Source organism: Arthrobacter sp. TJ-170, from assembly GCF_058269305.1.
The window spans coordinates 301474-328169 of sequence record NZ_JBZCNL010000002.1; the positions used below are offsets into that span (position 1 = coordinate 301474).

A 26696-nucleotide genomic window follows, 5' to 3' on the forward strand; every position below is an offset into this window, starting at 1 on the left:
CCGCCCCTTTGCGACCCCCTTACTGTGAGAGCCTAACGCCGTTGGTCGAAAACTTCATTTCATTGTGTCTTAGCCCAGAAGCGCCTCGTCTTGCTTGTTCATCCGGCACATCGACGAGGGCGGCAATTGCGTGGCGAAGCGGCGAGGTCATCGCGACCTCGCGTAGTGCCGAGCCTTTGAGCAAGGCATTATCGGCGGCGTCGAAATCGGCGGGCAGGAATGCCGAAATAGGCATCGACGGACCGAACCTTTCCCATGCCTCGCGAAGCTGACGCTCCGGTGAGCGACCGACTGCAGCCGCCCTCACTTTGTTGAAGATGACGCGCGGCATTGCGGTCGGTACCGCTTCATCAAGTTCTGCCAGCGATCGAACCAGTCGTGGAACCCCCACGGAGTCCGCTGACCCGATGGCGTACACCTCATCCGCCAGCTCAAGGCACCGCAGCGTCGCACCGTTACGCCGCGGTGCCAGAGTGTCGAAGCTCAATTCCTCGTCCGCTTCCAGACCAAAAGCGCAGTCGATGACGACGGTGTCGAACATCGAGCGAGCTAGCGAAAGGACGCGGGTGAGCGCGGAAGGTCGCACTTCCGCCCACCGGTCAGCCCGGGTGACACCGGTAAGCACATGCAGCGGATGCCCATCGATGGTTACCTCTGTGCAAATGCGCTGCAGTGAAATACGGTCCAAAATCCCCTGGTCAGCCAGGCGGCAGGCTTGCGCGATTCCCGCTGATTCATCCAGAAGGCCCAGAAAGGCGGCAATACTGGCGCCGTAGGTGTCGGCGTCCAATAACAGGACCCGAGTTTTCATCGCAGCTAATTCGGCCGCAACGTTGACAGCCACCGTGGTGCGGCCGGTTGCACCGGTGGGACCCCACGCAACTACCACGGTTCCAGCGCCCGGTGGCTCAGCTTCTTCAGCCGGGGACGGCGCTTCAGGTTTCAGGGCGCGGGAAGTATCAGCAAATGCAGAGCTGGTCGTGCCCGTTCGACGCAGGTCCAGGTCCGCCACGGCAGCGGCAACTTCGTCCGCGAGCGCTCCGGCCTCCACGGTGGTGGCTGCATGCCGTATTTCCAGCGCGCGCAGGCGCTCCCGTGCATCGTCGTCGTCCGTCAACGCGACTATGGCGACATCTGAAGCGCGCAGGCGCTCGACGAGATACGAGGTGAGTTCACCGGCGTCAAAGGCAACAATGGCAGCGCGGGCTATTCCTGTTTGGCATGCCACGATCATTTCCGCGAATTCATCGCAGCGTCGAACCACGGTAACGGGTCCGCGCAACTGTTCCAGGCCAGTGACACATTCGCTGGCGGCACGCCCGACGGTGACTACGGGAATACTCACCGCGCACCCGCGTTGACGACGACAGCGATCCTCGCCTCGTTCGACAGTGCGTCCAGGAGTGCAGGTAGGGTTTCATCACCGACCAGCACGAAGACCCTAGCGGACTGGGTGGCGCCCAGCGCAGAATCTTCCGTCGTGTAGTCATAGATCTCCGCGCCTTCAAGGAGCAACTCCGGTGCACCGAACTCATTGCCCTCCGCCCGCGGAGAGACCCACACGTCTACCCGACCTCCTGTGGCAGTACCAGCCGGCAAGGGGTCCTCTATTGTGAGGCCTACCGGTTTACGGTCGAGGGCATCGGCTGTTCCCATGCCGGAAACGGGAAGTAACTCTCCGGCGGATATCAGCCTTTGCGCAACTGCGTTGTCCGGAAGCCCCTCGCTGACCATTCGGTACGAACCTTCAACCTCACCGAGCCTCACCGGAACGATGTGGAAATCATCTTCGGTGAGCTCAGCGCCAACCGGCAGGTCCTCGCGCGCGGCATAGACGCCGATCGTTTTGTCCGCACTTTCGACCAGGGCGATCACGCCAACAATAGACACGCACACCAACAGGATGCCCACAAGCAGGCGCGGGTCCTTCCACGACGGTTTGCGCAACCGAATTGGCGCATCCGCGCGCACCGGACTATCGATCTTGAGACTCACGTGCGTTCCCCTGTTCCCCGCTGCTTTGCCATCTTCTGCGTCGCGCAGTGGAGAACTGCGCGCCAGAAGCAATTCTCTGCCAGCGTTTCGACAATTGGAAACCACTTGCACGAATAAGCAACAAACTGTGGATATCGAAGCCGAACACCGCCTCGGGGTGGCAAGATGAATGAAGAAGTTTCTTGCATAGAACGAAGGGAAAGGCGGCTTTCGTGGCACAGAAACGGTTCATGACGCTTGCCGATGTGGGAGAGGTGCTCAATATTTCCTCATCGCAAACTTACGCGCTGGTACGCTCCGGTGAGCTGCCGGCGATTCAGGTAGGCGGCCGCGGACAGTGGCGGGTGGAGACTCAGGTCCTTGAGGACTACATTGCCCGCGCCTACCAAAAGACGGCCGCAAGCGTGAAGGAAGGTTTACACGCTGAGCAGGATGTCTAGCATCCAGCTTCAACGGTGACTGAGGGCGGCGCCTGCATCGGCGCCGCCCTCAGCAATTTTCTGTGCCGCAACCGTTCAGGTAACACCGCCGTTCTAGCGGGAGGAAACCGCAGCGATTCCCGAAAAGGGAACGGCGTAAACGGCAGACACCCTCGCCGAGCGTCGCGACTCTCCGGGCAACACTGCCGCGATTTCAAGAAAGTCCTTCCCGACGCGGTCAATAATTCCCTCAATGCGAGCCCCGCCTTCCACCCTGTGCACGCTAACGGATGCGCGGTCCCTGGCCAGCGTTCGCATGGCGGATCCCAGCCCGAGCGCCCCATGGACGTGGGATTTTTCCCCGGTCACGCCGCGACCCAAGCCCTCAACAAGTCGAATGGCGATCAGCGGGACCACTACTTCCGTTGGCGCTTTGCTCAGTACCAGCCACTCAGACCCAACGTGGGTTAACTCTCCATCGAAAAGTTCGCCGCCGGACGTCCCCACCCGCAGGAGGAGTCCAAGTTGCCCCCGAAGACGGTCAGCGAGGGTGACGGTTCCCTGCTCTCGACGAACCCGGTCGGCTATCTCGGCATCTCCTGCCACTTGCTCAGCAGCGTCGAATTGGGCCTCGAGGTCCTCGAAAAGAGCTGTCCAGCGCATCGGATCAGCCTACGATTCGGCGAATCCCACGGTCAACTGGTAGACATCTAGACTCATTCAAGATAGACAAGTGCTAATCAAACGCATCAAAACACATCAAACTGCATCAAACAGGAGAAGCGATGGATTCACGGACAAGCGGAGCATGGTGGGCCTTTGCCGTTTTCCTGCTGGGAGGCATGCTCACATTGGGGGGCAGGACTCTCGTAAACGGCCCTGAACTTTCAGCCGCCGATACTGGGCTGACCGCGATGGTGGGAGTGGGAGTTACCCTGCTGGGCGCGCTCGTCCTGGCTTGGTGGGGCCTCAGCTTCTGTTCTGCCATTGCCGCCGAGCTACTAGCTCGACGTGGTCGCCTGAAAGCCGCACGACGCATTGGTGCCATTGCTCCCGTGTTCATGCGACGAGCAGCCTGCCTGGCCTTAGGCGTGAATCTCATTGCGGTGCCGTCCGCCTACGCCGGAACAGGTGTAGTCCCCACTACCTCTCAGGCCGCGGGGGTGCACACCGCCGAGGAACCGGTGAGCCTCAGCCCGCAGTGGGTGCCGGTTGAAGAGCGGCAGGTACTCGAGCCGACCTGGCGACCAACACCGTTGCCTACCCGCGGAAGTCTGATGGTGAAGGAAAGCCGTGAAAGCCGGGCCGCCGCTGACACTGCACAGGACGAGGTCATCGTGCAGCCCGGCGATTCTCTCTGGACCATCACCGCGCGGCATCTCAGCCCGGACGCGTCGGACGCAGAGGTGGCCGAAACCTGGCCTCGATGGTACGACGCAAACAGGGACGTGATCGGCGAGAACCCCGAACTGCTCCAGCCTGGACAAATACTCCATCCGCCAACCGGAACACCGACGGAATCACATTGAAGCGAGGAAATCCCGTGAGCACTATCTCCCACCTGCCTGCCGCTGCCGATGCCGCTCCCCTGGCTGACGTCAGCGGTGATCCAAGGCCCGTCCTGCACGGCTCCGCGGGTAGCGTTCCCATCCCAAGGCACGAGTACGCTACGGTACTTCCGCTCACCCGCCGGCCGGTCCCAGTGCCGACACCGGAACCTGTGATTCCGGAAGAACTGGAAGCGATAGCGCGGAAGGTAGCGCGGGGAGCGCTCGAAGTTCTTGGCGGAACAAGGCCCCTCCAGCAAATGGCGAGACTCCTCGACACGCGGAGCTACGAGCGCCTGCAGTTGCGCTCCAACCTGGTTCGCAGCATCCAGCAGACCCCTGGGTCCGCTTCCGGCGGAAGCGCGTCAGTCAATACCCGTCTCCACCGCAACGTTCTCATTCGGACGGTACGCATCTGCCCCATCACCCCGAGCATCTTCGAAGCTTCGGTGGTCGCAGCAGAACAAAAGCGCGCCAGGGCAATAGCGCTCAGGATTGAACGCTGGCGTGGTCAGTGGCGCGTCACCGAACTCCAGATCGGGTGACGCGCTCCTCCCGGTTGAGCCCTATGACTACTTGCGACGCCGCTTGGCCGCCGCCCGCTGCTCGGCCCGGGTGCCGTTCCCCGCGCTACTGTCCGACTCGCTGCGACGGCGTTCAACCCGGGTCTCCACCCCGCCCTGTGCATTGGGTGCTGTGAATGCCAAGCTGGCTGGCCGCTCGGGCGCTTCCAGTCCCGCGGCCTTGATAGTTGGGGTATCCACCAGTCCCCGACCGTCAGCCACACCTGGAAGCCCAGTCCGCTGTGCGGGCGCGACCTCAACCTCCAGGTTGAAGATGTATCCGATACTTTCCTCGCGGATAGCTTCCATCATTGCCTGGAAGAGCACAAAACCTTCGCGCTGGTACTCCACAAGCGGGTCACGCTGGGCCATTGCGCGCAGGCCGATACCTTCCTTGAGGTAATCCATCTCGTAGAGATGCTCCTGCCACTTCCGGCCGATCACCGACAGCACCACGCGACGCTCGAGTTCCCGCATGGATTTTTCGCCAAGCGCCTCCTCGCGCTGCTTGTAGGCGACCTTCGCATCCGAGAGGATTTCCGCGTGGAGGAAGTCACGGGTGACTTTCGACTTTCCGCCGGCTTCCTCGATTACCTCGTCGATCGTCAGGCTGATTGGGTAAAGGGTTTTCAGATTGGTCCACAGCAGCTCATAGTCCCAGTCATCTCCGTGTCCCTGGGCAGTCGCTTCGTCCACCATGGCTGTAACCACGTCTTCGAGGAAGTGCTCGACCTTCTCGTGCAGGTCATCACCTTCGAGGATGCGCCGCCGATCGCTGTAGATCGCCTCGCGCTGCCTGTTGAGGACGTCGTCATACTTCAGGACGTTCTTGCGCTGCTCCGCATTGCGGCTCTCCACCTGCCCCTGCGCGTTCTCAATCGCCTTGGATACCATCTTGGATTCCAGCGCCACGTCATCAGGCATGGACGAGCTGTTCATGATCCGTTCCGCCGCACCGGAGTTGAACAGTCGCATGAGGTCATCGGTGAGAGACAGGTAGAAGCGGGATGCGCCGGGATCGCCCTGACGGCCGGAGCGGCCCCTCAACTGGTTATCGATACGCCGGGACTCGTGCCTTTCGGTACCCAGCACGTAGAGCCCGCCGAGCTGCCGGACTTCCTCCTGCTCGGTTTCGACCCCTTCCTTCGCCGCCGCAAGGGCGTGCGGCCACTCGGCTTCGTATTCCTCGGCATTCTCGGCCGGGTGAAGGCCCTTGTTCTCCATAGCGGCTACGGCATTGAACTCGGCATTTCCACCGAGCATGATGTCCGTACCGCGACCGGCCATGTTGGTTGCCACAGTGACCGCGCCCCTGCGCCCTGCCTGCGCGACAATCGCAGCCTCACGTGCATGGTTCTTGGCGTTCAGCACTTCGTGACGGACGCCTGCCTTTGCGAGCTGCTTGGACAGGTATTCGCTTTTCTCGACCGAAGTTGTGCCCACCAGAACGGGCTGACCCTTTTCGTGCCGTTCCACGATGTCATTGACGACTGCTTCGAACTTGGCAACCTCATTCTTGTAGATGAGGTCGGAGCGGTCCTCGCGAACCATTGGCCGGTTGGTTGGGATGGGAACGACGCCGAGCTTGTAGGTTCCCATGAACTCAGCCGCTTCCGTCTCAGCGGTACCGGTCATTCCGGACAGTTTCTCGTAAAGGCGGAAGTAGTTCTGCAGCGTGACGGTGGCGAGGGTCTGGTTCTCGGCCTTGATCTCGACGCCTTCCTTGGCCTCGATTGCCTGATGCATTCCCTCGTTGTAGCGCCGACCGGCGAGGATGCGGCCCGTGTGCTCGTCGACAATCATCACCTCACCGTTGAGGACGACGTAGTCCTTGTCCCGCTTGAAGAGTTCCTTCGCCTTGATCGCGTTGTTGAGGAACCCGATAAGGGGCGTGTTCGCAGACTCGTAGAGGTTCTGAATGCCGAGGTAGTCCTCAACCTTCTCGATGCCGCTCTCCAAAACGCCAACGGTGCGCTTCTTCTCGTCGACTTCGTAGTCTGTATCCCTCGTGAGGCGGGTGACAACCTTGGAGAACTCGGTGTACCAGCGGTTAACGTCACCGGATGCCTGACCGGAAATGATGAGCGGCGTGCGAGCCTCATCGATAAGGATGGAGTCAACTTCATCGACGATGGCGAAGTTGTGTCCGCGCTGCACCAGCTCGGCGGCGCTCCAGGCCATATTGTCGCGGAGGTAGTCGAAGCCGAACTCGTTGTTTGTACCGTAGGTAATATCCGCAGCGTACTGCGTACGGCGTGTGGCGGGGTCCTGCTTCGACAGAATGCAACCGCAGCTCAGGCCGAGGAAGCGGAACACACGACCCATCAGGTCCGACTGGTATTCGGCCAGGTAGTCGTTCGTCGTGACAACGTGAACGCCCTTGCCCGTAAGCGCATTCAGGTAAGCCGGCGCAGTTGCGACAAGGGTCTTGCCTTCGCCGGTTTTCATCTCGGCGATGTTTCCCAGGTGCAGGGCGGCGCCACCCATCAGCTGCACGTCAAAGTGGCGAAGGCCCAGGGTGCGGCTGGCGGCTTCCCTCACCGCGGCGAACGCCTCGGGCAGCAGCGCCTCGAGGGTTTCACCGTCCTGATAACGCTTCTTCAGCTTGTCGGTCTCTCCACGAAGTTCCTCGTCACTGAGGCCGCGGAACTCGTCCTCGAGCACGTTTATCGCGTCAGCGTAGTTGCGGAGTTGCTTCAGTGTCTTCTTATCGCCGGTACGAAGGACTCGTTCAAGAAGTGATGGCACTGGTTTTTGCTCCCAATCTAGGTACGCCGTTTCCTGGCGAATTCAGTCTACGTGAGAGACGTACTGTCCCCCGATTTAGTTCCCATCCGTACTCCTGCGCCAAATGTGAAGCCAATTGCGCGGACAGGTTGCCGCGTGGCTCGACGATCACATGGTCGAGCCCAAGCCAACCGGCCATGAGGACAAGCTCCGCCGCAAGTTCGACGGCGGTGTCCGCCGGCATCGAAGGCTCGCCGTGCGCGGCTCTTACTACAAGACGCGCCTCCAATCGGTCCGCCTTGAGATCCACCCTTGCCGCCATGCAGTCGCCCAGAAGGAAAGGCAGTACGTAGTAGCCATAAGTGCGCTTTTGCGCCGGTGTGTAAATTTCGATGCGGTAATGAAAGCCGAACAGGGATTCCAGTCGGCGGCGTTCGAAGACAAGGGAGTCGAAAGGACTCAGCAAAGCGCGGCCTTGAGCTGCCCGAGGGAGAACTGAACCGGCATAGCGGTACACGGGCTGGCGCCATGATTCGATCGACACGGGAATTAGTGTTCCCCGCTGCACCAGGACGTGAATCGCAGCGGCGGCTGCCTTCACGGGAATACGGAAATAGTCGGCGATACAGCGGGTGGAACCCACCCCCAGCGCTTTGGCTGCCCGTTCCGTCAGGTGTAGATAAGCGTCGGCAGCGGGAACTTGCAGGCGTGCGAGCGCGGGATCAGGAAGGACTTTTTCGGTAAGGGCGTACCTCCGCTCAAATTGGGCGGTCCTGCCCGCGGACGAGATCAGGCCATGCTGGAAAAGATCCTCCAGGACTCTCTTCGCCGAGCTCCAGTTCCACCCCCACTGATCTGTTTTCTTCTGTTCTGTGTGCCCGATACGATCCTGCACCTGAGCCGCGGTCAGTGGCCGGCTTGCGGCCAGCAGGTCGAGTATGCGGCTGCTGAGGGCGTGCCGTACCTCGTCAGGTAACGATGATGCGCTCGCCCACTTCCGGCTTTGAGTGGTGACGAGGTAGGGAAACAGCTCTGGCAGGACCAGGCTTGCCTCGTGCGCCCAATACTCCACCAGGCGCCGCGGCGCCCGCGATGAAAAGTTGTCAAGCAGCGTGCGGTCGTACGAGCCCAACCGGGCGAACAGGGGGAGATAGTGGCTGCGGGAGAGAACGTTCACCGAGTCAATCTGCAGGAGCTGCAGTTGCGCGAGGGCACGGCCCACCTCCCGGGTTCCCGGGGTCCTGGTGGGCCGCTCCCTTGCCAGTCCCTGCGCCTCCAACGCGATTCGACGTGCCTGGAGGGTAGTCAGGGAAGAGGTCATTGCTCGATCATAGGCTCCCGTTCAAACGCTAGGCGGTCGCTGTTTCCCGGGCACGGTATGCGATCAGTTCTTCGTGTGGGTCTTCAAGACCTTCCGCACACTTCGCGTCAAGAGTGATGACTCCGTAGGTCCAGCCCTGGCGACGGTAAACGACGGACGGCGCACCGGTCTGTGAATCCACGAAGAGGTAGAAATCGTGTCCGACGAGTTCCATATTGTCGACGGCGTCATCAAGGCTCATCGGGATCCCCGAGAAGACCTTCCGGCGAATCAACACCGGCGAATCGCCCGCCGGGATCTCGCTGTCGAGTTCATAGTCGTTTTGATCGGCCGTGTCAGCACCGGCATTGCCTGTGTGGTTTGCGGAAGCTGCGTAGATCGGCTGTTCTGTGCTCGCGGGTTCCAAAGTGGCAGTCGCTTCCCGGACTGCTACGGGTGTGTGCCTGCCATGGTGAACCTTACGACGGTCCCGGGCCCTGCGGAGCCGCTCCAACAGCTTGCTGTAGGCCAGGTCGAAGGCCGCGAACTTGTCCGCAGCTGATGCTTCGGCCCGGATGATCGGACCCTTCTGCAATACCGTGAGCTCGACGGTGAGTGCGCTATCTGCCTGACGTGCGTTGGGCTCCTTCGTTACTTTCGCGTCAAGCCTCTGGACCTTGTCCCCCAGTTGTTCGATTTTGTCGATCTTCTCTTCCGCGTACTCCCGGAAGCGGTCAGAAACTGCGAGGTTCCGTCCGTTGATCATGAATTCCATAGTGCCCTCCAAAATCGCTCAGGTGACACAACAGCGGCCGAGGATCTGCTCCTTCCAGCCGCTGTCGATGGGTAACTGTCTTCGTTGTGATACCCATACTTCACCGTAGTTCACGCGCTGTTTGAATTCACCCCTACCCGTCGGTTTTTTTCCGTGGGTTCCCTGGGAGCCGCCTTATTACGTCTGGGAGCACCGCCGTCGTCGTCCTGTCCTTCCCGCGGGGAGCGGGCGTGGCAGCAAGGACGACGGCGCCGGCCACCACCGCACCTGCCTCGCGGAGTACACGCGCGGTTTCGGCGATTGTTGCTCCTGTAGTGAGGACGTCGTCAACGATGAGGCACGGCCGACTCCGGTCCATAGTGCGCATTGCCGACGCCGCCTCCATGCTGCCGTCAAGGTTTCGACGCCTGCCCTGCCTTCCGAGGGCCTTCTGTGACAGTCCGTCCGAGAAAAGGTTCAAGAGCACAAGAGGCTGGCGGCGGAGCCGGACAACTCCGGCAATTGTCGTCCCAGCCGGCAACTCACAGCGTCGGGCCAGTCCCACAAGCAGCAACGCTAGAGGATCATAACCACGGCGCCGGACAGATGCTCCGCGGGCAGGGACCGGGACCAGCAGGATCTCCGCAGTATCCCCGCAGAGCGTCCATCTGGCTTCATGCAACGCTCCGCAAAGGGCGGCCTGCAGCCAGCGCGTGATGTCCGTATGACCGTGATTCTTGAACGCCAGGAGAACAGCCGACACTGCTTTGGAATACTGGCCTGCCGCGATAACGGGAAGCGGTGACAGCACCTCGTCACCTGTCGACTCCTGCTCCGGCGGTGACCACTCCTTCCCGGGCAGCCCCTCCGCGCCGTGCTCGGCCCGGAAGGGGCGCACGGTCGCGCGTCTGAAGGCTGCTGCACACCCCGAGCAAAGGGAACTGTCCGCAAGTTCGCACACCACGCATTCGGTCGGGAAGATCAATGACCAGAATTCGCCCGATGCTTCAGCTGCCCTCCTCCAGAACGGATGGAGGCGAACCCGATCCAAACCCCGCTCCGCAACTTCCCGCCACATGGCTAAACGGTGTCACGATCGGGTGAGTCGGATCAGCAGGGGACGCGAAATGTGGATAAGTTGCGTACGCGAGCAGTTATCCGGCGAATGACGGGTCACGGGCAACTACGCCCTGGTCCGTCCAGGTGTTACCGACAACGCCGTAGATACTGTCTCCGCTCTGGGCGAAGACATTTGAGGCGCCTGTGCCGGCGCTGAGGTGCTGCAGGCCTTCGAGGGGCACGAATTCGTCGGGGTCCGATGCGAAAGGGATCAGCGTGGCCACGACCTCGGCGTCCCTCGAGGTATCTGCCACGACAACGGAGGTTTCCGAAACCCACTTCGCGGTATCGATTGCACCCGCGGGATTGAGTGATATCGGCTCGCTCAATGTCTGTGGCACCCCGTCCTCGCTGCGGCTGACCCCGGACAACAGCAGCTGACTCTGTCCTGACTGCTGGGCGACGATGAGGGCCCTGGCTCCGTCGCGGGAAATCCGGATCTCGCTGATCGTTCGGTTCCCCAACCACGGCGCAAGAACCTCGATTGCGTTGCTCGTACTTCCACCGGGCGGGATGGCTCGGACGTAGGAACGGCCGTCAGAAGTGCCCGCCGTCCAGATCCAGTTCGCGGGGTCATAACTGGGAGCGGTCAGATTCGACCCGGCGGTGACGGTCCTGACGGTCTGCCCCTCACCCGTCGCCATGAGCTCGGTTCGTTCGTCGTTCAGGAAGGCATAATTCCTTCCGTCGTAGGACATAGCCGGGTCGACCGGGTCGAAACCCGCAATGGAGGGCACGTCACCGACAGGAGTCAGTTGACCGCCTTCAAAGAAGGCCAGCTCATTTTCGCTGATGACGATCTGCCTGCTCGGAACGGCAGGATCCTGCTCCGGGAGCACGAGATCGGGGTCGATCTCGAAGGGGATTGGCTGACCCGCCCGCAGTTCTACTGAATTCACGGTGTTGAGTCCCGTCATGGTCACCCTGAGCTGCTGTTCCATCTGTTGACGGCGCAGGTTGTCGGTGCCGGTGAGAATGTCCTGTGTGAAGTCGATGGTCGCTGTCCCGGATTCAATGGGCACCGATTCAACTGCGAGGGCCGCGTTCTCGGGGAAGGCGCTCGTGACCGCACCCTGCAGGTACGGTGCCGGACCCTCAATGAGTGCTTTGACGATGTTCGTGGCGATTCCCTGGCGGGTGACGAACCAGCGAACATCGGGAACCCAGTACCGGTAACTGCTGCTGTAGAAGTAGAGCTCGTGCGGTTGCAGGAGGTTCTCGGCGTCGGTCGTGGAGATCATGATCCCGCTCGGTATTTCGGCGACGCGCCACTCCCCCTGCACCTGTTCCATTTTGACCGTCATGGACTCTGTGGTGCCGGGCCCGACGTTACGCCGAATACCTGCGGCGTCAATATATCCGGCCACCTCAAGCTGGAGCTGTAATTCGCCCTCTGTGGGCGTGGAACTGATCTTGAAATCAGACCGGTAGATGGTGATCTCTTCCTCAGGTTCCCAGTCTTCCGCCAGCGCTGGAGTGAGATAGGACCGGGCCACACGGTAGTCTTCCGCAACGCCGATGCCGGCGACGATAAACCCGCTGAGGATTTCCCCTGCGCTGGCCCCCTCGCTAGGAGGCGGTGGGTTGTTGACGAATCGCGCACCTGTTTCGGCCTCGGCGGTCGCTTCGATCGTGCTCACCGGACCGGCCGTGGGAATGGACGAGCACGCGCTCAGCAGCGTGAGTAGGAGGATCAGGGCAATGACTGCAAGTGAACGTGCACGCGCCATCAGTCCTCGCTCCCTGCCACGCCGTGCATGGTGGGCACGGCGTCCGGCGTTGTGGTTGTCCCTGCCGGTGCGGGCGGAAGTGTCGCCTGCCGCGGCGGAAGCGGAAGCGGGGATACCTTCAACACTGAGTCGCGGCGTTTGGGCAAGGTAAGGCGGAAGCAGGAGCCTTCGCCGGGTGACCCCCAGGCCTGAAGCCATGCGCCATGGAGTCGCGCATCCTCAGTGGCGATCGACAGCCCGAGACCGCTGCCGCCGGTAGTGCGCGCACGGGCAGGATCGGCACGCCAGAACCGGTCGAATACCCGGGCAGCCTCGAGCGGCATCATCCCGATGCCGTGGTCCCGCACGGCTACGGCAACGGCATCCGGGTTGGACGCAATGTAGATATTGATCGGTTTTCCTTCGCCGTGTTCCAAGGCGTTGACAACAAGGTTGCGGAGGATGCGGTCGATTCGCCGGGGGTCAACATCAACCACACACTTGGACTCGTTCGAGATCACCGTGATCTCGGATTTGTGGCTCTCTGCGAGCGGACGCGTTCCATCGATAACGTGGTGGACAATCTGGAAGATGTCGGTCGGCTCCGCGTCCAGGACCGCCGCGCCGGCATCGAAGCGTGAGATTTCCAGGAGGTCCGCGAGCAGCGCCTGAAAGCGCTCCACCTGGTTGTACAGGATTTCCGCGGAGCGCCGGTTCACCGGGTCGAATTCCTGGCGTGCTTCGTGCAGTACCTCTGCGGCCATCCGGACAGTTGTCAGCGGCGTTCTCAGTTCGTGTGAGACGTCGGAGACAAAACGCTGCTGCATCTGCGACAGCTGGGCCAGCTGGGTGATCTGATCCTGGAGACTGGCAGCCATGTGATTGAAGGATGCGCCCAGGCGTGCGACCTCGTCTTCGCCCTGGGTCTCCATGCGCTCCTGAAGTTGCCCAGCCGCCAGTTTCTCCGACACCAGTGCGGCGTGGCTGACCGGCCCCACCACGCTCCTCGTGACCAGCCACACGATAGCGCCGATGGTCACCAGGAGAAGTGTGCCGCCGATCAGGGTTACCCCGTGGATGTAATCCAGGGTCGCCTGCATCGATGAGAGGTCATAGATGAGGTAAAGCGAATACTCCGTCTGCTCCGGAGGGAGGGTCACCTTCGTGCCGAACGCGATACCCGGCACGTCGAACTCGTCGCCTGACGCTGACGTGGCAAGTGCGATCGGTGACCAGTACTGATCATCACCGTTCCGGACTGCTTCCGCCAGCGCTTCCGGGATAGCAGAAGACTCAGTCAATCCCGGACTTGCGAACGGCGACACGAAGATGCTCTCCTGACCCGGAACGCCCTTCAGCATGAACTGCCGCGGGGCGTCGGCTCCTCCGCCCTCCAGACTGGGCAGGGTGTCACGTACAAGCTGCGCGGTTGACTCACGATCTGTCACCGATGTCTGGGCGAAAATCTGCTTGACCTCGCTCAGACCGGCGCTCGCCTCAGCCTGGAACTGCTCGAGCCTCTCCTGGTAAAGCCCGTTTGCTATCTGGCTGGAGAGAAAAGCGCCGACTGCCAACAGCGCGACGGCGGTCAGCACCAGTGTGGAGGTGACAGTCCGGAACAGCAGCGATCGGCGCCAATGGCGCCCAGTCTGCACCATGGTGGACTGGACCCACTGCCACCCCCGCGCGACGCCCGTGGACGCCGAGCTCAGGGACCGGCCTGCCCGCCTTTCCAAATTACGCTTGTCCTGCCTTATATCCGACGCCGCGAACGGTCAGTACGATTTCGGGGGCTTCAGGATCCCGTTCGATCTTGGATCGCAGCCGCTGTACGTGAACGTTAACGAGCCGGGTGTCGGCTGCGTGCCGGTATCCCCAGACCTGTTCCAGCAGTAGCTCACGCGTGAATACCTGCCACGGCTTCCGTGCCAGGGCAACGAGCAGATCGAACTCGAGCGGCGTCAGGGAAATATGTTCGCCGGCGCGTGTGACCGAGTGACCCGCAACGTCGATACTGACCTCGCCGATGCGCAGGGTTTCAGGAGCCTTCTGATCACCGGGGCGCAGGCGTGCCCGAACCCTGGCCACCAGTTCTGCGGGCTTGAACGGTTTCGGCACATAGTCATCTGCGCCGGACTCCAGCCCACGGACGACGTCGGACGTGTCCGACTTGGCCGTGAGCATGACAATGGGCAGATCCGACTCGTTGCGGATCTGCCGGCAGACCTCGATGCCGTCGATGCCCGGGAGCATGAGGTCCAAAAGGACGAGGTCCGGCTTGGTGCTCCTGAAGACATCCACCGCCTGCGCTCCATCGGCGCAGAACACAGGGTCGAAGCCATCGTTGCGCAGAACGATACCGATCATCTCAGCCAGTGCTTCGTCGTCATCTATGACCAGAATGCGTGCCTTCATATCCTCATAATCTCCCATTGCCCCATCAATGTCGCATCGGCGCGCGACCGGCGTCCGCGGCCAGCATGCACTTGTCATCCTAGAGGACGATTTGCCGGCAACTTCGCACGGATCGCCCGCCGCAGGACGCGGGATGGAGAACAATGGGAGCATGGCCTTCTCCTGGGCATCGGACGCGGGCCGAAACGTCAGGGCCGGTAACTATAGTTCTAGGTGTAGAAGCCGGAAGAGTCGCGTGTAGAGCGTGTGAAGAGTTGTTCACAGCGCAACCCAACTATTCGTGCACAGCGGGAAGCACATCAGGCGTAAGGGGATAAGCATGAGCGGGAACTTCCCGGGAGGGAATCCGGAGGACCGGCCATGGCAACCTCCTTCCGGGACGCAGCAGTGGGGCCAGAACCAGCCTTGGCCTTCTGATCAGCCACCCGGTCACGCCAACCCGGGATGGCCCGTCCCTCCCCCCGGCCAGTTCCATGGTTACCAGGCGCCGCCCAAGCCCGGCATCATTCCCCTGCGCCCGCTCGGTCTGGGTGAAATCCTTGATGGCGCTTTCCAGGCCTGCCGCCGCAATCCGCTTGCGACATTCGGAACGGCCATCCTATTTCAGGTGACTGTGGCAGTCCTGACAGTTCTCCTGACGATCGGCCTGACGGGCTCGCTTGCCACCTTCGACCCGTTTACCGCCTCCTCCGCAGAGGTCACCGGGCTGGTAGCCTCCGCGCTCTCCGTCGGCTCCGTTCTGGTGCTGCTGACCTCGGTGGGTGTCCTCATCCTGCAGGGCGTCCTGATTATTCCCATTGCCCGGGCGGTACTAGACGAACGCACCGGATTCACTGAGCTGTGGAAGCTTGCCGGACGCAGGGTCCTCCCCCTGCTCGGGTTGGGAGCTATTCTCTTTCTTCTCTGGACCGTTTCCGTTGTCGTCCTCGTGCTCATTTTTGTCGGCCTTTCACTCGCTCTTGAGGACGCCGCCGTCGCGATTGTCGTGATCGGGGTGCTGGCGGCGGTGATAGGTGCAATCTGGCTGAGTATCAAACTAGTTATGGCTCCGGCCGCACTGATGCTCGAGGGTGTCGGCCCTGTCGCGGCACTGCGCCGATCCTGGACCCTCACCACCGGTAACTGGTGGCGGACATTCGGAATCCTGGTACTGACTTCGATCATCGTTTCGATCATCACCCAGGTTGTGGCCGCGCCGGTGTCATTCCTTGCCTTCGGCTTTGGATCCTTCACTTCGGCGCCCGCTTCCACCGAAGCAGCGCTGCTCGAATCCCTACCCGTGCTGCTGGTCGTTCAGGCAGTGACAGCTGTCTTCACTGCCATCGGCTTTGCTTTCCAGGCTGGCGTCACCGCTCTGCTTTACGTAGACCTTCGAATTCGGCGCGAAGGTTTCGACATCGTGCTTCTGCGGGAAAATGAAGCACGCGCGAAGGGCACCTACTCTCCCATCCCCGGGCAGTCTGCTGGCGGAGGAACAGGCAACCCAGGGCAGCAAAACCCACAAAACTGGCAGGGAGCCTGACATTCATGCCCGCTGAACGAGCGATGTATCTGGTGCCTGCCGAAGTGCCTGTTCAGCCGGACGACGACGAAGCCCGGCAACTGTTGCAGGAGGAACTGGCGAAAGGCATCTATCGGGATGCTGAGCCTTCGCTTCTTGAACGCGCCTGGACGGCTCTCCTCAACTGGCTGGGAGAGATTCTGGGGCAAGTCAGGGGCGTAGACGCGGGCCTCGGTACCCTCCTGCTGGCGATCGGCGCCGTCGTCGTCATCACGGCGGCCGTACTCCTGATCAAACCGCGACTCAACGCCAGGAAGCGTCCCGATCCCACGGTCTTTCAGGCCGCTGTCCAGATTTCCGCGCAGGCTCATCGCGATTACGCGGACGCTGCTGCGCGAACAGGAGACTGGGACGAGGCGCTCACAGAACGCTTCCGGGCCATCACCCGCTCGGCGGAGGAACGAGTCATCCTGGATGAGCAGGCCGGACGTACCGCCGTCGAGGTTGCCCACCAACTGCAGGTTCTGTTCAGCAGTCAGGCAGAGGAGCTCCGCTGGTTGGCGATGCGCTTCAATGAAGTGCACTATGGCGCACGGCCCGCAACCCAGGCCGACTATCAGCGAGCCGTGGACCTTGATCAGGGGCTGCAGCGGTCGCAGCCGCACCGGCGGGCCGACAGTCAGCAATGGACGGCTCCGGTATGACCAGTGACATGAAGGCAACCCTGATTGCAGAGGACGGGACAGACGCCGTCGACCGCGAAAGCAGTGTCGGCAGTGAAGTAATGGGCGACGGAGGAAGCGCCCGCTCCACGCTTCTTGGCAGGCTGAAGCGGGCACGGGGTTGGACCGTTCTTGCCGTCCTCCTCGTGATCGCCGTCGTCATCGGCGCGGTGGCCTCGGGTGCCGGTGAACCGAGACCGCTCTCTCCAGACAATGCTGCGCCGCAGGGGGCACGCGCAGCCGCGGAGGTGTTGAGCCGCACCGGCGTCGAGGTGATCCGCGCGGAGTCACTCGAAGAGGCCGTCGGTGCACTTGGGGACACCGATGACACGCTGCTCCTGCATGATCCCAATGGTTGGCTCACGTCAGAGCAGCTGGCGACGCTCGGCGGCGGGCTCGCCGACCGGACCCTCCTGATCGAGCCGAGCCTCACCATGCTGACCGAACTGGCTGACGGTATTCGCTCCGCCGGAGTGGTCCCTGATGACATTGAAGAAGCCCTGCAGGCACAATGTGCTGATCCGGATGCGAGGGCCGCGGCGGCCGTGAGTCCCGGCGGATTGTCCTACCGCGGCACGGTCACCTGCTTCCCACTACCCCAGAGTGAGGGCGAGAATCCGGCGGGGACCTTCGCAACCACTGCCGACGGAACAGTGGCCGTTCTGGGTAACGGGGCGATCATGAGCAACGAGCTGATCGACGAGAATGGCAACGCCGCCCTCACGCTCCGAGTTCTTGGCAGCGCCAGCACCCTTGTCTGGTACCAGCCCACTGAAGACGACCTGGCGATTACCTCCGGGCCGGCTGATGCCTTGAGCCTGCTTCCCGACTTCGTCAACCCATTGATGTTCTGGCTGCTGGTCACGGCGCTGCTCGCCATCCTGTGGCGGGGCCGCCGGTTGGGCCCGCTCGTCGCGGAGCCGCTGCCTGTCATCGTCCGTTCGGCCGAAACCGCGGCCGGCAGGGCGCGTCTGTACCAGGATGCCGGTGCAGTGGAGCACGCCGCCGAGACGCTCCGCGCAGGGACGCTGACCCGGCTGGCGACACAGCTGCGGATACCGCCATCCAACACCCGGGCGTCAGTTGCAGCGGCCGCCGCTCGAAGAACCAACCGCGAATTCGCCGACGTCGACCGGTTGCTCAACTCCTTTATGCCTCACTCCGATGCCCAACTCGTGCAGTGGAGCCAGGAACTGGAAAAACTCGAACAGGAGATCCGTCGTTCATGAATCAACACCACCAGCACCAACCTGCTCCCCCCGCCCACGAAGCATCCGATGGCGCTTCCTCACACCCGGCTGGAGCCTCGGCTGAGCGCACAACTCCGGCGGATCCGTCCCGACGCGCGCTCGTTGCAGTGCGTGAAGAGGTGGCGAAGGCGGTCGTAGGGCAGGACGCGGCGGTGACCGGAATGCTCATCGCACTCCTAGCGAAGGGTCACGTACTACTGGAAGGTGTACCCGGTGTGGCGAAGACGCTGCTGGTGCGCAGCATCTCGGCGGCCCTTAGCCTCGATACCAAGCGGGTCCAGTTCACACCGGACCTCATGCCCGGCGACGTGACGGGATCGCTCATCTTCGAGTCCCGCACGGCTGAATTCACCTTCCGGGAGGGCCCGGTCTTCACCAACATCCTCCTCGCCGATGAAATCAACCGGACACCGCCTAAAACGCAGGCCGCACTCCTGGAGGCCATGGAGGAGCGGCAGGTATCCGTGGACGGTGTGACGAGGCCGCTGCCGGAGCCTTTCATCGTCGCCGCAACGCAGAATCCGGTGGAATACGAGGGCACCTACCCCCTTCCCGAAGCACAGCTGGACCGCTTCCTGCTCAAGCTCACCCTTCCGCTGCCTGATCGGAACGACGAAATCGAGGTAATCCGCCGGCACAGTGTGGGGTTCGACCCCCGGAACCTCGAAGCAGCCGGAGTGAGGGCAGTAGCGGGTGAAAGGGACCTTGCCGCCGCCAGGCAAGCGGTACAGCGGGTGGGAGTGGCTCCCGAGGTGCTGAGCTACATCGTCGACGTCGTACGTGCAACGCGCGCCGCGCCGTCGTTCCAGCTTGGAGTCTCTCCCCGCGGTGCCACCGCCCTGTTGAACACCTCCCGCGCCTGGGCGTGGCTTTCCGGTCGCGACTTCGTCACACCCGACGACGTGAAGGCATTGGCTCTTCCTGCGCTGCGACACCGAGTCGCACTGCGCCCGGAAGCCCAGATGGATGGTGTGAGCGTCGACAGCGTTCTGGGTAACATCCTGGCGACCGTTCCCGTGCCGAGGTAGTTGTGAGCGCAACAGCATGAGCATTACTGCTCGTCTCGTCATCCTGGCCTTCCTCGGCGTCATCCCGGTAGTCCTCTACCCGGGCGCCGTGTCGATCGCTGTGTGGCTTGCCCTGCTGATTGTTGGATGCGCGGTCGATCTTGCCCTCGCCGCTTCCCCGCGGTCGATCGGCGTTCAGCGGAAGCTACCTGAGACTGTCCGCCTCACGGAGGGGGCCACAAGCACCCTCACTGTTCGGAACCATGCCAAGAGGGCCTTTCGCGGCTGGATACGTGAGGGCTGGCAACCTTCGGCAGGTGCCCAGAACCCAGCGCACCGGCTGAGCATTCCTGCGGGTGAGGGCCGCAATCTCCAGGTGCGGCTGGTTCCACGGCGTCGCGGCGATTTGTCGGTGCACCACGTGACAATCCGCAGTGCAGGTCCGCTTGGGCTTGCCGCCCGTCAGATCACAATCCCAGCGCCAGGCACCCTCAGGGTGTTGCCGCCGTTCAACTCCAAGCGGCTACTGCCCTCGAAGCTAAGGCGTCTGCGGGAACTTGATGGGCGCGCGGCAGTGCAGATCCGTGGGGCGGGAACAGAATTTGACTCTCTGCGTGACTACGTCCGCGGAGACGATGTCCGTTCCATCGACTGGCGGGCATCCGCCCGAAGGCGGGACACGGTGGTGCGGACATGGCGCCCGGAACGCGACCGCCGCGTCGTCATTGTGCTCGACACGTCCCGCACTTCAGCTGTCCGCATCGAGGACGAGCCCCGCCTTGATACGGGAATTGAGGCGTCGCTCCTGCTGGCGGTGCTGGCCCAACGGGGCGGTGACCGCGTCGATTTCCTCGCCTTCGACCGGCGTCCGCGTGCGAGGGTGGAGTCCGCGGCCAAGGGCAACCTGCTCGCATCCCTCGTCACAGCAATGGCTCCATTGGACTCCGAACTGATCGAGGCTGACTTTTCAAGAATCCCTGCACAGGTGCGCTCGATCTCCGCCCACCGCAGCCTGGTGGTGCTCCTGACCGCTTTGGATGCGGGGGCAGTCGAGGAGGGCCTGCTGCCGATGCTGCCGTCACTGACCGCGCAGCATGTCGTCGTGGTGGCGTCCGTCCGCGACCCGCACCTTGATGAGCTGCGCCACCAGCGCGGCACAGCTGCGGAGACATACCGCGCGGCTGCCGCTGAACGTGCTCTTCTGGACCGCGCTGCCATCAAGGAACGCCTCCGCCAGCTCGGCGCGGAGATCGTGGACGAGCCTCCGCACGAGCTTCCGTCGAAACTGGCAGACCTTTACATTCGCCTGAAGGCAGCGGGTCGGCTGTGACGGCGCGCCTGCAGGCCCATACGCGATTCACAGCCGGCATCACACTGGACTGGCTCATACAAAGGAGATGGTCATGACGTCCTCGGTCTACCAGCGAGCGCTCGGAGCAGAGTTCGGTCGCCTGCAACCACAGCTCCAGGAGTACTTCAGTCTGCACGAAGACTCACAGCAGTTCGGAACCGGACGCGGATCTTTTGACGTGGCGGGTAGCCCTGCCCCACTCCTCAGACCGTTCTTTGCGCTGGCCGCGAAGGAGAACTCCTTTTTCCCGGAGTACGAGAACAACGTGGGCTTCACCGTGCGGAACTGGGCCCACCTGGACCCGTTCGGTAGGCCCTCGCTCACCGCGCGCCGCGACATTTCGTTCAATAACGTGTCCCGGGTCTTCGAGGACACCACATCATGGGTCGAGGGCCGGTTGGTCGATTATCTGGGGCTTCACCGGCGTATGGCCACCGCCCTCACCTGCGAGGTAACGGCCAACGGACATATGCGGATGACCTCTTCTGCCACCCGTATCCTCGCCGGTCCGCTCAGGCTGCCGCTGCCCGACGTCGTCGGCGCCCAGGCCTACATGGAGCAGTGGTGGGACGAGGACGAGCACCGGTTCCGCATCAAGACAAACGTCCTGCACAGGCAGCTCGGGCCGGTTCTCGTGTACGCCGGCTGGTTCACCTATGAACTGACCCCATACAGCGGCGGCCTGCCCGATGAGGCGGCGCCGGCACGCTGGGAACGACGCGCGTGACCGGTCAAGCGTCCGCGATGGCCTGATTGAGGGCGTCAGCGCTCTGGTGAAGATGCGCCAGCATTCTGCGGGCGTGGTCAGGCGAACGCTCCGCCAGACATTCGGCGGGGACCAGCCGAATGGACCGCAGCGACTGGATGGCCAGGCCAACCCCCCTCCAGGGACGCAGCAGCGCATCGGCCGTCTCCTGCACCCGCGGCGGCCTGCCGCTCGGAACCTGGACACCTGCCCACAGGGTGCGGCCGGCTTCGACCAGTTCCGCGAGCGCTTCCCAGTCGCGGTTGCACACACCGCTCATCGGAACAGCAACACCTACGCCAGGCACCCGCTGGACAAGAGTCAACTGCTCTGCGGTTCTGAAGGAAAGCACGACGGCAGCGGCACCGGCCTCGCGCGCTCCCTCCGCCAGCACTGTCCAGGCTTCGATTGCTTCATGCTTCGGTACGGCGCGCAGCGTCCGGTATCCGCTGGCCGTAGGTATGCTGCCCTCGAGCACCCCTGCGATCTCCGGTTCGTCCAACTGCAGCGTGAGCGCAGCACCGGGGCTCGCAGTGACCGCGCGACGCAGAAGCGAACTGACGCCCTCAATCAGCCCATCGCGGAGGTCCCGCCGCGCACCGTAATCGAGCAGCGCACGTTCGCCATTGTGCAGATGGAGGTTCGCAGCGAGCGACATGGGTCCCCGACAGTGCACTTTGAGCTCCTCGGCGGGACGCTCTTCGGAACCCACCATGTCGGCAAGGATGTTGAAGTCGGTGGACAGCGCGGAAACAGCCCGCCGAACATCCTTGCCGGGCCGGTCCACCAGCCTCCAGCCGTGCGGCTGCAGGTCGACGGGAAGTTCTGGGAGTAAACCGGCGGTTCTGCCAATTTCGTCGCTGCCGACACCGCGGTCAGGCAGCGACGGCAGGAACGGCAGGTTCGGGCTCCCGAGCTCACCGCGGATGACCCGGAGTGCTTCAACAGGGTCCTGGCCGGGCCAATCGCCCAGGGCAGTGACCGTGACCGCCGCGGTGTCAGGCACCGCTGCCGTATCAGGCATCGCGCGACGAGTGGTTCTCGGAAATGTCCTGGTGGTGGCGGATGACCTCGGAAATGATGAAGTTCAAAAACTTCTCCGCGAAAGCAGGATCCAGATTGGCTTCCTCGGCCAGTGCACGCAGCCGGGAGATCTGCGCGGCTTCCCGAGCAGGGTCCGCGGGCGGCAGCTTGTGCTCGGCTTTCAGGTGGCCCACACGCTGTGTCGCTTTGAAGCGTTCAGCCAGCAGGTACACCAGGGTGGCGTCAATGTTGTCAATGCTGCCCCGAACTGAGAGCAGTTCTTCCATGACGGCGGGGTCAACTTCGCCGGCGAGTGAGCTCGCTGCAGGGTCGAAACGCCGGGTCTTCTCAGTCATGGTTCCAGTTAAGCAGACCGCACGCGGGCACCGCGCATTGTGTCTGCGATCGTCTGATCGTCAGCGTGCCGCAGCGAGGTCGGGGCGCTCCAGCGACCGGGCTGAATCCAGTGTCGCCTGCCCGAGCACCCGGGTGCCCTGATAGATCACCACGGTCTGTCCGGGGGCGACGCCGCGCATCGGCTCGACGAGCCGTACCACGAGGCTCTGGCGGCCCTCGTCGTCGTACTCAACGTGTGCGCGGGCGTCCACGGGATCACCGTGGGCACGCACCTGCGCCATGCAGTCGAACTCCTCACCGGACTCGACGGCGGGAATCGGCAGTCCCGCCCAGGACACCTTGATCCCGCGCAGCTGATCGACAGCGAGCATGCGCTCCGGACCGACGACCACGGTGTTTTCCTTCGGGCGGATTTCGAGGACGAACCGGGGCTTGCCGTCGGGAGCGGGGCGCCCGAGCTTGAGGCCCTTCCGCTGGCCGACGGTGAATGCGTTGGCCCCGGGGTGCGTACCGATGGTCTCGCCTTCGACATCCACGATGTTGCCCTCGGTAAGCTCAATGCGCTCCTCAAGCCAGCCGCGGGTGTCGCCGTCGGGAATGAAGCAGATGTCGTGGCTATCGGGCTTGTTGGCTACCGACAGTCCGCGCCTCTCGGCCTCGGCCCGTACCTCTGCCTTGGAGGGGGTGTCAGCGAGCGGGAACATGGAGTGCTTCAGCTGCTCGTGCGTGAGGACGCCGAGGACGTACGACTGGTCCTTGGCCCAGTCTGCCGCCCGATGCAGCTCCCGGCTGCCGTCTGCGTTCTCTATGACCTTTGCGTAGTGTCCGGTGCAGACCGCGTCGAAACCGAGCGCGAGAGCCTTCTCCAGCAGTGCAGCGAATTTGATGCGTTCATTGCACCGCATGCACGGGTTGGGGGTGCGTCCGGCGGCGTACTCGGCGATGAAGTCATCCACCACGTCTTCCTTGAACCGCTCGGAGAAGTCCCAGACGTAGTAGGGGATGCCGAGGATATCGCAGGCACGCCAGGCATCGCGGCTGTCCTCGATCGTGCAGCAACCGCGGCTGCCGGTCCGCAGGGTCCCGGGCATGCGTGAGAGCGCGAGGTGAACGCCGACGACGTCATGCCCTGCCTCTACTGCGCGGGCCGCCGCAACCGCCGAATCGACTCCGCCGCTCATCGCTGCGAGTACCTTCATGAACTGAAACCCGTTCCTGCTGTCTGGATGGATGATGCGTGGCCGGACATGCCCGCCTTCCGCGCACGGTCGTACGCTTCGGGCAGGGCGCCCACCAAAGCGTCAACGTCTTCGGGCGTCGATGTATGCCCGAGGCTGAAACGCTGGGAGCCGCGGGCTTCGGTTTCGGTCAGGCCCATGGCCAGAAGGACGTGCGACGGCCGGGGCACCCCGGCGGTGCAGGCCGACCCAGTGGACGTCTCCACTCCTGCGACATCGAGCAGGAAGAGCAGTGAGTCCCCCTCGCATCCCGGGAAGGTGAAGTGCGCGTTGCCTGGCAGCCGTTCGGTTCGCGGTCCCCTGAGGACCGCCTCCGGCACAACGCGTTCGACGCCGGCAATCAGCTGGTCGCGCAGCACGGCGATGCGTGCCGACTCCCCCTGCAGGGAACCGACGACGTCGTCGGCTGCTGCCGCAAACGCCGCTATTCCGGCCGTATCGAGGGTGCCGGAGCGGATGTCGCGTTCCTGCCCACCGCCGTGCTGAACGGGCGTGAGCTTCACGGACCGCCCAACCAGCAGTGCGCCAACGCCCACCGGACCGCCGATCTTGTGCCCGCTGACTGCCATGGTGGCGAGCCCGGACTCGGCGAAGGAGACGGGTAATGAGCCGAAGGCCTGGACAGCGTCCGAGTGCACGGGGACGCCGTAACGGGCAGCCGCCGCGACGATGTCCGCCACCGGCTGGATGGCGCCGACCTCGTTATTTGCCCACATCACAGTGACCAGCGCGATCTCGTCCGCACCGGCGCTGAGTTCCTCCTCGAGCACATCCAGGCGAACGACTCCCTCCGCGGTGACGGGGAGCCAGGTGACCTGCGCGCCCTCATGCTGTTCAAGCCACTCAACGGTGTCCTGGACGGCGTGATGCTCGACGGAGCTGCACAGGATCCGTGTCTTCCGCTGATCAGCTCCGCGGCGGGCCCAGAACAATCCCTTGACGGCGAGGTTGTCCGCTTCGGTCCCACCGGAGGTGAAGATGACTTCCGACGGGTGCGCTCCGGCTGCCCTTGCGAGGGTTTCGCGGGCGTCTTCTACCACCCTGCGGGCACGACGACCCGAGCCGTGCAGCGATGAAGGGTTGCCGCTGCGGCTGAGTTCGGTGGTGAGTGCGGCGAGCGCGGGCGCCGAAAGGGGCGTGGTCGCCGCGTGATCCAGGTACACGGGCACCCCATGATTCTATCGTCGGGGAAAGCCAAAGCCGAACTGGCCGCTGGACGCAGCGGAATCGTTGTCAGGAAGGGCTGATAGAAATGAGCTGTGGAAGAGACGCCCGTTCAGACCGGTTCCCCGCTGTTCATTCCCCGACTGCTGCACGCCAGGCATGAGTTCGGGCATCGCGTACTCGACTTCGACCGACAGATCGCACTGATGGCGATCATCAACCGCACTCCGGACTCCTTTTACGACGGCGGGCGCACGTTTGCCCTGCAGGCGGCAGTGGACGCTTCGCTGCAGGCCGTTGCCGACGGCGCCGATTGGGTCGATATCGGCGGCGCACCCTTCGCGCCCGGGCCCGCGATCCCGGCCGTCGAGGAAGCCGACCGCATTGTTCCGGTGATCCGGGCCGTCAGGGAAGCGTCCGACGTCGTCATCTCGGCCGACACGTTCCTGCCCGAGGTGGCCGAGCAAGCAATCAGGGCAGGGGCCAACGTTGTCAATGACACCACCGGGCTGCGGAACCCCGATCTCGCCGCTGTGATCGCCGGGACAGGTGCGCATGTGGTCATCACCCACAGCCTCGCGGAACCGCGGACGGTGCTGGGCAGACCGACCTACACCGACGTGGTTACAGAGGTTGCCGATTTCCTGGTTCGGCAGGTGGAACGTGCTGTAGCGCTGGGCATCAGCGAGGGCCGTATCCTCGTGGACCCGGGACATGACCTGAACAAGAACACACTGCATTCGCTCGAAATCACACGCCGGTTCTCTGAGATTGCGGGGCTGGGGTTCCCGACTCTCGCCGCAGTGTCGAACAAGGACTTCATCGGCGAGACGCTGGATCTGCCGAAACAGGCGCGGGCCGAAGGATCCATTGCCACGGCCGTCATGTGCGCCCTGGGTGGAGCGCGGGTCCTCCGGATGCACAATGTCGCCGCTGCCCGCTCCGCCATCAACATGGTGGAGGCAGCCATGGGCTGGCGCCGGCCAGCTTACCTCAAGCACAACATGGGAGATTTCAACACCCGATGATCAACCAGATCCTTCCAGCCCGTGCCTCCGACCGTACCGACGAGGAGCTGCTCGCACTCTACGCGTACCCGGCTCAGCGCCCGTGGGTGCGGTTCAACTTCATCTCCAGCCTCGACGGATCGGCAACGCACCGGGGCGTCTCCGCGCCGCTGGGTAACGAGGGCGACCGACGGTTGTTCGGGCTCATCCGGCGGCTCTGTGATGTGATCCTTGTGGGAGCAGGAACGGTGCGTGCTGAGGGCTACGCGGGGCCGCTGGTCAGTGATGAGGACACCGCCTGGCGCGCTGCCCATGGGCTTACCGAACACCCTGCGCTTGCCATGATCTCCCGCACGCTTGGCATCGAGCCGGACAGTGAGTTGTTCAGACTCTCCCCGGTGCGCCCCATCATCTTCACGACGGCGGCGGTCGACCCGACGCGGGTGCGGTCCCTCTCCGGGGTTGCCGACGTCGTCGTTGCCGGCGAAGAGGACGTTGATGCGCACAGGTGCTCTGCCTGGCTCCACGAGCGCGGGTTGGGACGCATCCTCTGCGAAGGCGGGCCAAGCATCTTCGGCGGTTTCATCGCCGAAGATACTGTGGACGAGCTCTGCCTTTCATTGAGCCCTCTGTTGACCGGAGGCGAGGAATCCCACATCTCAGCCGGCGTCGATAGCCCGGCCCTCCGCCGGCTGACACTGGCGTCACTGCTCGAGTCAGATTCCGCCCTCTTCGGACGCTGGGTCCGGGCAAAAGCGGGGTGACGCCGCTCAGGCCGGGTTT

Annotated in this window: 25 protein-coding genes; 11 read left to right on the forward strand and 14 right to left on the reverse strand. The window is 63.1% G+C overall.

Features of this window, described 5'->3' with window-relative positions; genetic code table 11:
* Positions 1–19: 19 nt before the first annotated feature.
* Entirely contained in the window at positions 20–1345 is a 1326-nt protein-coding gene (locus AC4D1W_RS05350; protein WP_490898054.1) for a CpaE/TadZ family protein, read from the reverse strand.
* Positions 1342–1995 carry a hypothetical protein gene (locus tag AC4D1W_RS05355; RefSeq protein WP_490889345.1) on the reverse strand — a complete coding sequence of 218 codons (654 nt, stop codon included), beginning with the start codon at positions 1993–1995 and terminating at the stop codon, positions 1342–1344. The genes AC4D1W_RS05350 and AC4D1W_RS05355 overlap by 4 nt, the downstream gene beginning before the upstream one ends.
* A 212-nt stretch (positions 1996–2207) precedes the next feature.
* Here AC4D1W_RS05355 and AC4D1W_RS05360 point away from each other — a divergent pair, with 212 nt between their 5' ends.
* Positions 2208–2435 (forward strand): helix-turn-helix domain-containing protein, encoded by a 228-nt coding sequence (locus tag AC4D1W_RS05360; protein ID WP_490889347.1) that lies wholly within the window; start codon positions 2208–2210, stop codon positions 2433–2435.
* A gap of 93 nt (positions 2436–2528) precedes the next feature.
* Here the strand turns inward: AC4D1W_RS05360 and AC4D1W_RS05365 are convergent, their stop codons facing one another.
* Positions 2529–3077, reverse strand: a complete 549-nt coding sequence (locus AC4D1W_RS05365) for a hypothetical protein (protein ID WP_490889348.1) — start codon at positions 3075–3077, stop codon at positions 2529–2531.
* Positions 3078–3199: 122 nt separating this feature from the next.
* On the opposite strand from AC4D1W_RS05365, the gene AC4D1W_RS05370 reads away from it, so the two are divergent.
* Both AC4D1W_RS05370 and AC4D1W_RS05375 read left to right on the forward strand, forming a co-directional pair.
* Positions 3200–3943 (forward strand): LysM peptidoglycan-binding domain-containing protein, encoded by a 744-nt coding sequence (locus AC4D1W_RS05370; RefSeq protein ID WP_490898055.1) that lies wholly within the window; start codon positions 3200–3202, stop codon positions 3941–3943.
* A 14-nt stretch (positions 3944–3957) separates the two neighbouring features.
* The gene (locus tag AC4D1W_RS05375; RefSeq protein ID WP_490898056.1) at positions 3958–4506 is read left to right on the forward strand and encodes an Rv3235 family protein; all 549 of its coding nucleotides are present in this window, start codon (positions 3958–3960) and stop codon (positions 4504–4506) included.
* A gap of 27 nt (positions 4507–4533) precedes the next feature.
* On the opposite strand, the gene secA is transcribed toward AC4D1W_RS05375, so the two are convergent.
* The 7 genes from secA to mtrA form a co-directional block, all read right to left on the reverse strand.
* Positions 4534–7272: a preprotein translocase subunit SecA gene (secA, locus tag AC4D1W_RS05380; RefSeq protein ID WP_490889354.1), complete on the reverse strand. Its 2739-nt coding sequence runs from the start codon at positions 7270–7272 to the stop codon at positions 4534–4536.
* Complete coding sequence (locus AC4D1W_RS05385; protein ID WP_490898057.1) at positions 7256–8572, reverse strand: winged helix-turn-helix domain-containing protein; 1317 nt, start codon at positions 8570–8572, stop codon at positions 7256–7258. Before AC4D1W_RS05385 ends, secA begins: the two co-directional genes overlap by 17 nt.
* A 28-nt stretch (positions 8573–8600) precedes the next feature.
* Positions 8601–9326: a ribosome hibernation-promoting factor, HPF/YfiA family gene (gene hpf / locus AC4D1W_RS05390; RefSeq protein ID WP_490889357.1), complete on the reverse strand. Its 726-nt coding sequence runs from the start codon at positions 9324–9326 to the stop codon at positions 8601–8603.
* A 133-nt stretch (positions 9327–9459) separates the two neighbouring features.
* Positions 9460–10203, reverse strand: coding sequence for a ComF family protein (locus AC4D1W_RS05395; protein WP_490898058.1), 744 nt, complete (start codon positions 10201–10203; stop codon positions 9460–9462).
* Between the two features lie 256 nt (positions 10204–10459).
* Complete coding sequence (locus AC4D1W_RS05400; protein ID WP_490898059.1) at positions 10460–12154, reverse strand: LpqB family beta-propeller domain-containing protein; 1695 nt, start codon at positions 12152–12154, stop codon at positions 10460–10462.
* Positions 12154–13791 (reverse strand): MtrAB system histidine kinase MtrB, encoded by a 1638-nt coding sequence (mtrB, locus tag AC4D1W_RS05405; RefSeq protein ID WP_490898221.1) that lies wholly within the window; start codon positions 13789–13791, stop codon positions 12154–12156. Before mtrB ends, AC4D1W_RS05400 begins: the two co-directional genes overlap by 1 nt.
* A 79-nt stretch (positions 13792–13870) precedes the next feature.
* Positions 13871–14548, reverse strand: coding sequence for an MtrAB system response regulator MtrA (gene mtrA, locus AC4D1W_RS05410; RefSeq protein ID WP_490889364.1), 678 nt, complete (start codon positions 14546–14548; stop codon positions 13871–13873).
* Positions 14549–14867: 319 nt separating this feature from the next.
* Between mtrA and AC4D1W_RS05415 the strand changes: the two genes are divergently transcribed.
* The 6 genes from AC4D1W_RS05415 to AC4D1W_RS05440 all read left to right on the forward strand — a co-directional run bounded on the left by AC4D1W_RS05415 (position 14868) and on the right by AC4D1W_RS05440 (position 21106).
* Positions 14868–16070, forward strand: coding sequence for a DUF7847 domain-containing protein (locus tag AC4D1W_RS05415; protein ID WP_490898060.1), 1203 nt, complete (start codon positions 14868–14870; stop codon positions 16068–16070).
* A 5-nt stretch (positions 16071–16075) separates the two neighbouring features.
* Positions 16076–16753 (forward strand): DUF4129 domain-containing protein, encoded by a 678-nt coding sequence (locus AC4D1W_RS05420; protein WP_490898061.1) that lies wholly within the window; start codon positions 16076–16078, stop codon positions 16751–16753.
* Positions 16750–18000 (forward strand): DUF4350 domain-containing protein, encoded by a 1251-nt coding sequence (locus AC4D1W_RS05425; RefSeq protein ID WP_490898062.1) that lies wholly within the window; start codon positions 16750–16752, stop codon positions 17998–18000. Before AC4D1W_RS05420 ends, AC4D1W_RS05425 begins: the two co-directional genes overlap by 4 nt.
* The gene (locus tag AC4D1W_RS05430) at positions 17997–19049 is read left to right on the forward strand and encodes an AAA family ATPase (RefSeq protein ID WP_490898063.1); all 1053 of its coding nucleotides are present in this window, start codon (positions 17997–17999) and stop codon (positions 19047–19049) included. Before AC4D1W_RS05425 ends, AC4D1W_RS05430 begins: the two co-directional genes overlap by 4 nt.
* Positions 19050–19065: 16 nt before the next feature.
* Complete coding sequence (locus AC4D1W_RS05435) at positions 19066–20358, forward strand: DUF58 domain-containing protein (RefSeq protein ID WP_490898064.1); 1293 nt, start codon at positions 19066–19068, stop codon at positions 20356–20358.
* A 73-nt stretch (positions 20359–20431) separates the two neighbouring features.
* Entirely contained in the window at positions 20432–21106 is a 675-nt protein-coding gene (locus tag AC4D1W_RS05440) for a DUF4166 domain-containing protein (protein WP_490898065.1), read from the forward strand.
* A 4-nt stretch (positions 21107–21110) separates the two neighbouring features.
* On the opposite strand, the gene AC4D1W_RS05445 is transcribed toward AC4D1W_RS05440, so the two are convergent.
* The 4 genes from AC4D1W_RS05445 to AC4D1W_RS05460 are packed head-to-tail and all read right to left on the reverse strand — an operon-like array spanning position 21111 to position 24911.
* Positions 21111–22148, reverse strand: a complete 1038-nt coding sequence (locus tag AC4D1W_RS05445) for a uroporphyrinogen decarboxylase/cobalamine-independent methonine synthase family protein (protein ID WP_490898066.1) — start codon at positions 22146–22148, stop codon at positions 21111–21113.
* On the reverse strand, positions 22141–22503 hold the full coding sequence (locus AC4D1W_RS05450; protein ID WP_490889376.1) for a chorismate mutase: 363 nt from the start codon (positions 22501–22503) through the stop codon (positions 22141–22143). Before AC4D1W_RS05450 ends, AC4D1W_RS05445 begins: the two co-directional genes overlap by 8 nt.
* A gap of 60 nt (positions 22504–22563) precedes the next feature.
* Positions 22564–23703 (reverse strand): tRNA 2-thiouridine(34) synthase MnmA, encoded by a 1140-nt coding sequence (gene mnmA / locus AC4D1W_RS05455; RefSeq protein ID WP_490898067.1) that lies wholly within the window; start codon positions 23701–23703, stop codon positions 22564–22566.
* The gene (locus tag AC4D1W_RS05460) at positions 23700–24911 is read right to left on the reverse strand and encodes a cysteine desulfurase family protein (RefSeq protein ID WP_490898068.1); all 1212 of its coding nucleotides are present in this window, start codon (positions 24909–24911) and stop codon (positions 23700–23702) included. The genes mnmA and AC4D1W_RS05460 overlap by 4 nt, the downstream gene beginning before the upstream one ends.
* Before the next feature lie 90 nt (positions 24912–25001).
* On the opposite strand from AC4D1W_RS05460, the gene folP reads away from it, so the two are divergent.
* Both folP and AC4D1W_RS05470 read left to right on the forward strand, forming a co-directional pair.
* Positions 25002–25934: a dihydropteroate synthase gene (gene folP / locus AC4D1W_RS05465; protein ID WP_490898069.1), complete on the forward strand. Its 933-nt coding sequence runs from the start codon at positions 25002–25004 to the stop codon at positions 25932–25934.
* Positions 25931–26677 (forward strand): pyrimidine reductase family protein, encoded by a 747-nt coding sequence (locus AC4D1W_RS05470; RefSeq protein WP_490898071.1) that lies wholly within the window; start codon positions 25931–25933, stop codon positions 26675–26677. Before folP ends, AC4D1W_RS05470 begins: the two co-directional genes overlap by 4 nt.
* The last annotated feature ends 19 nt before the right edge of the window (positions 26678–26696 follow it).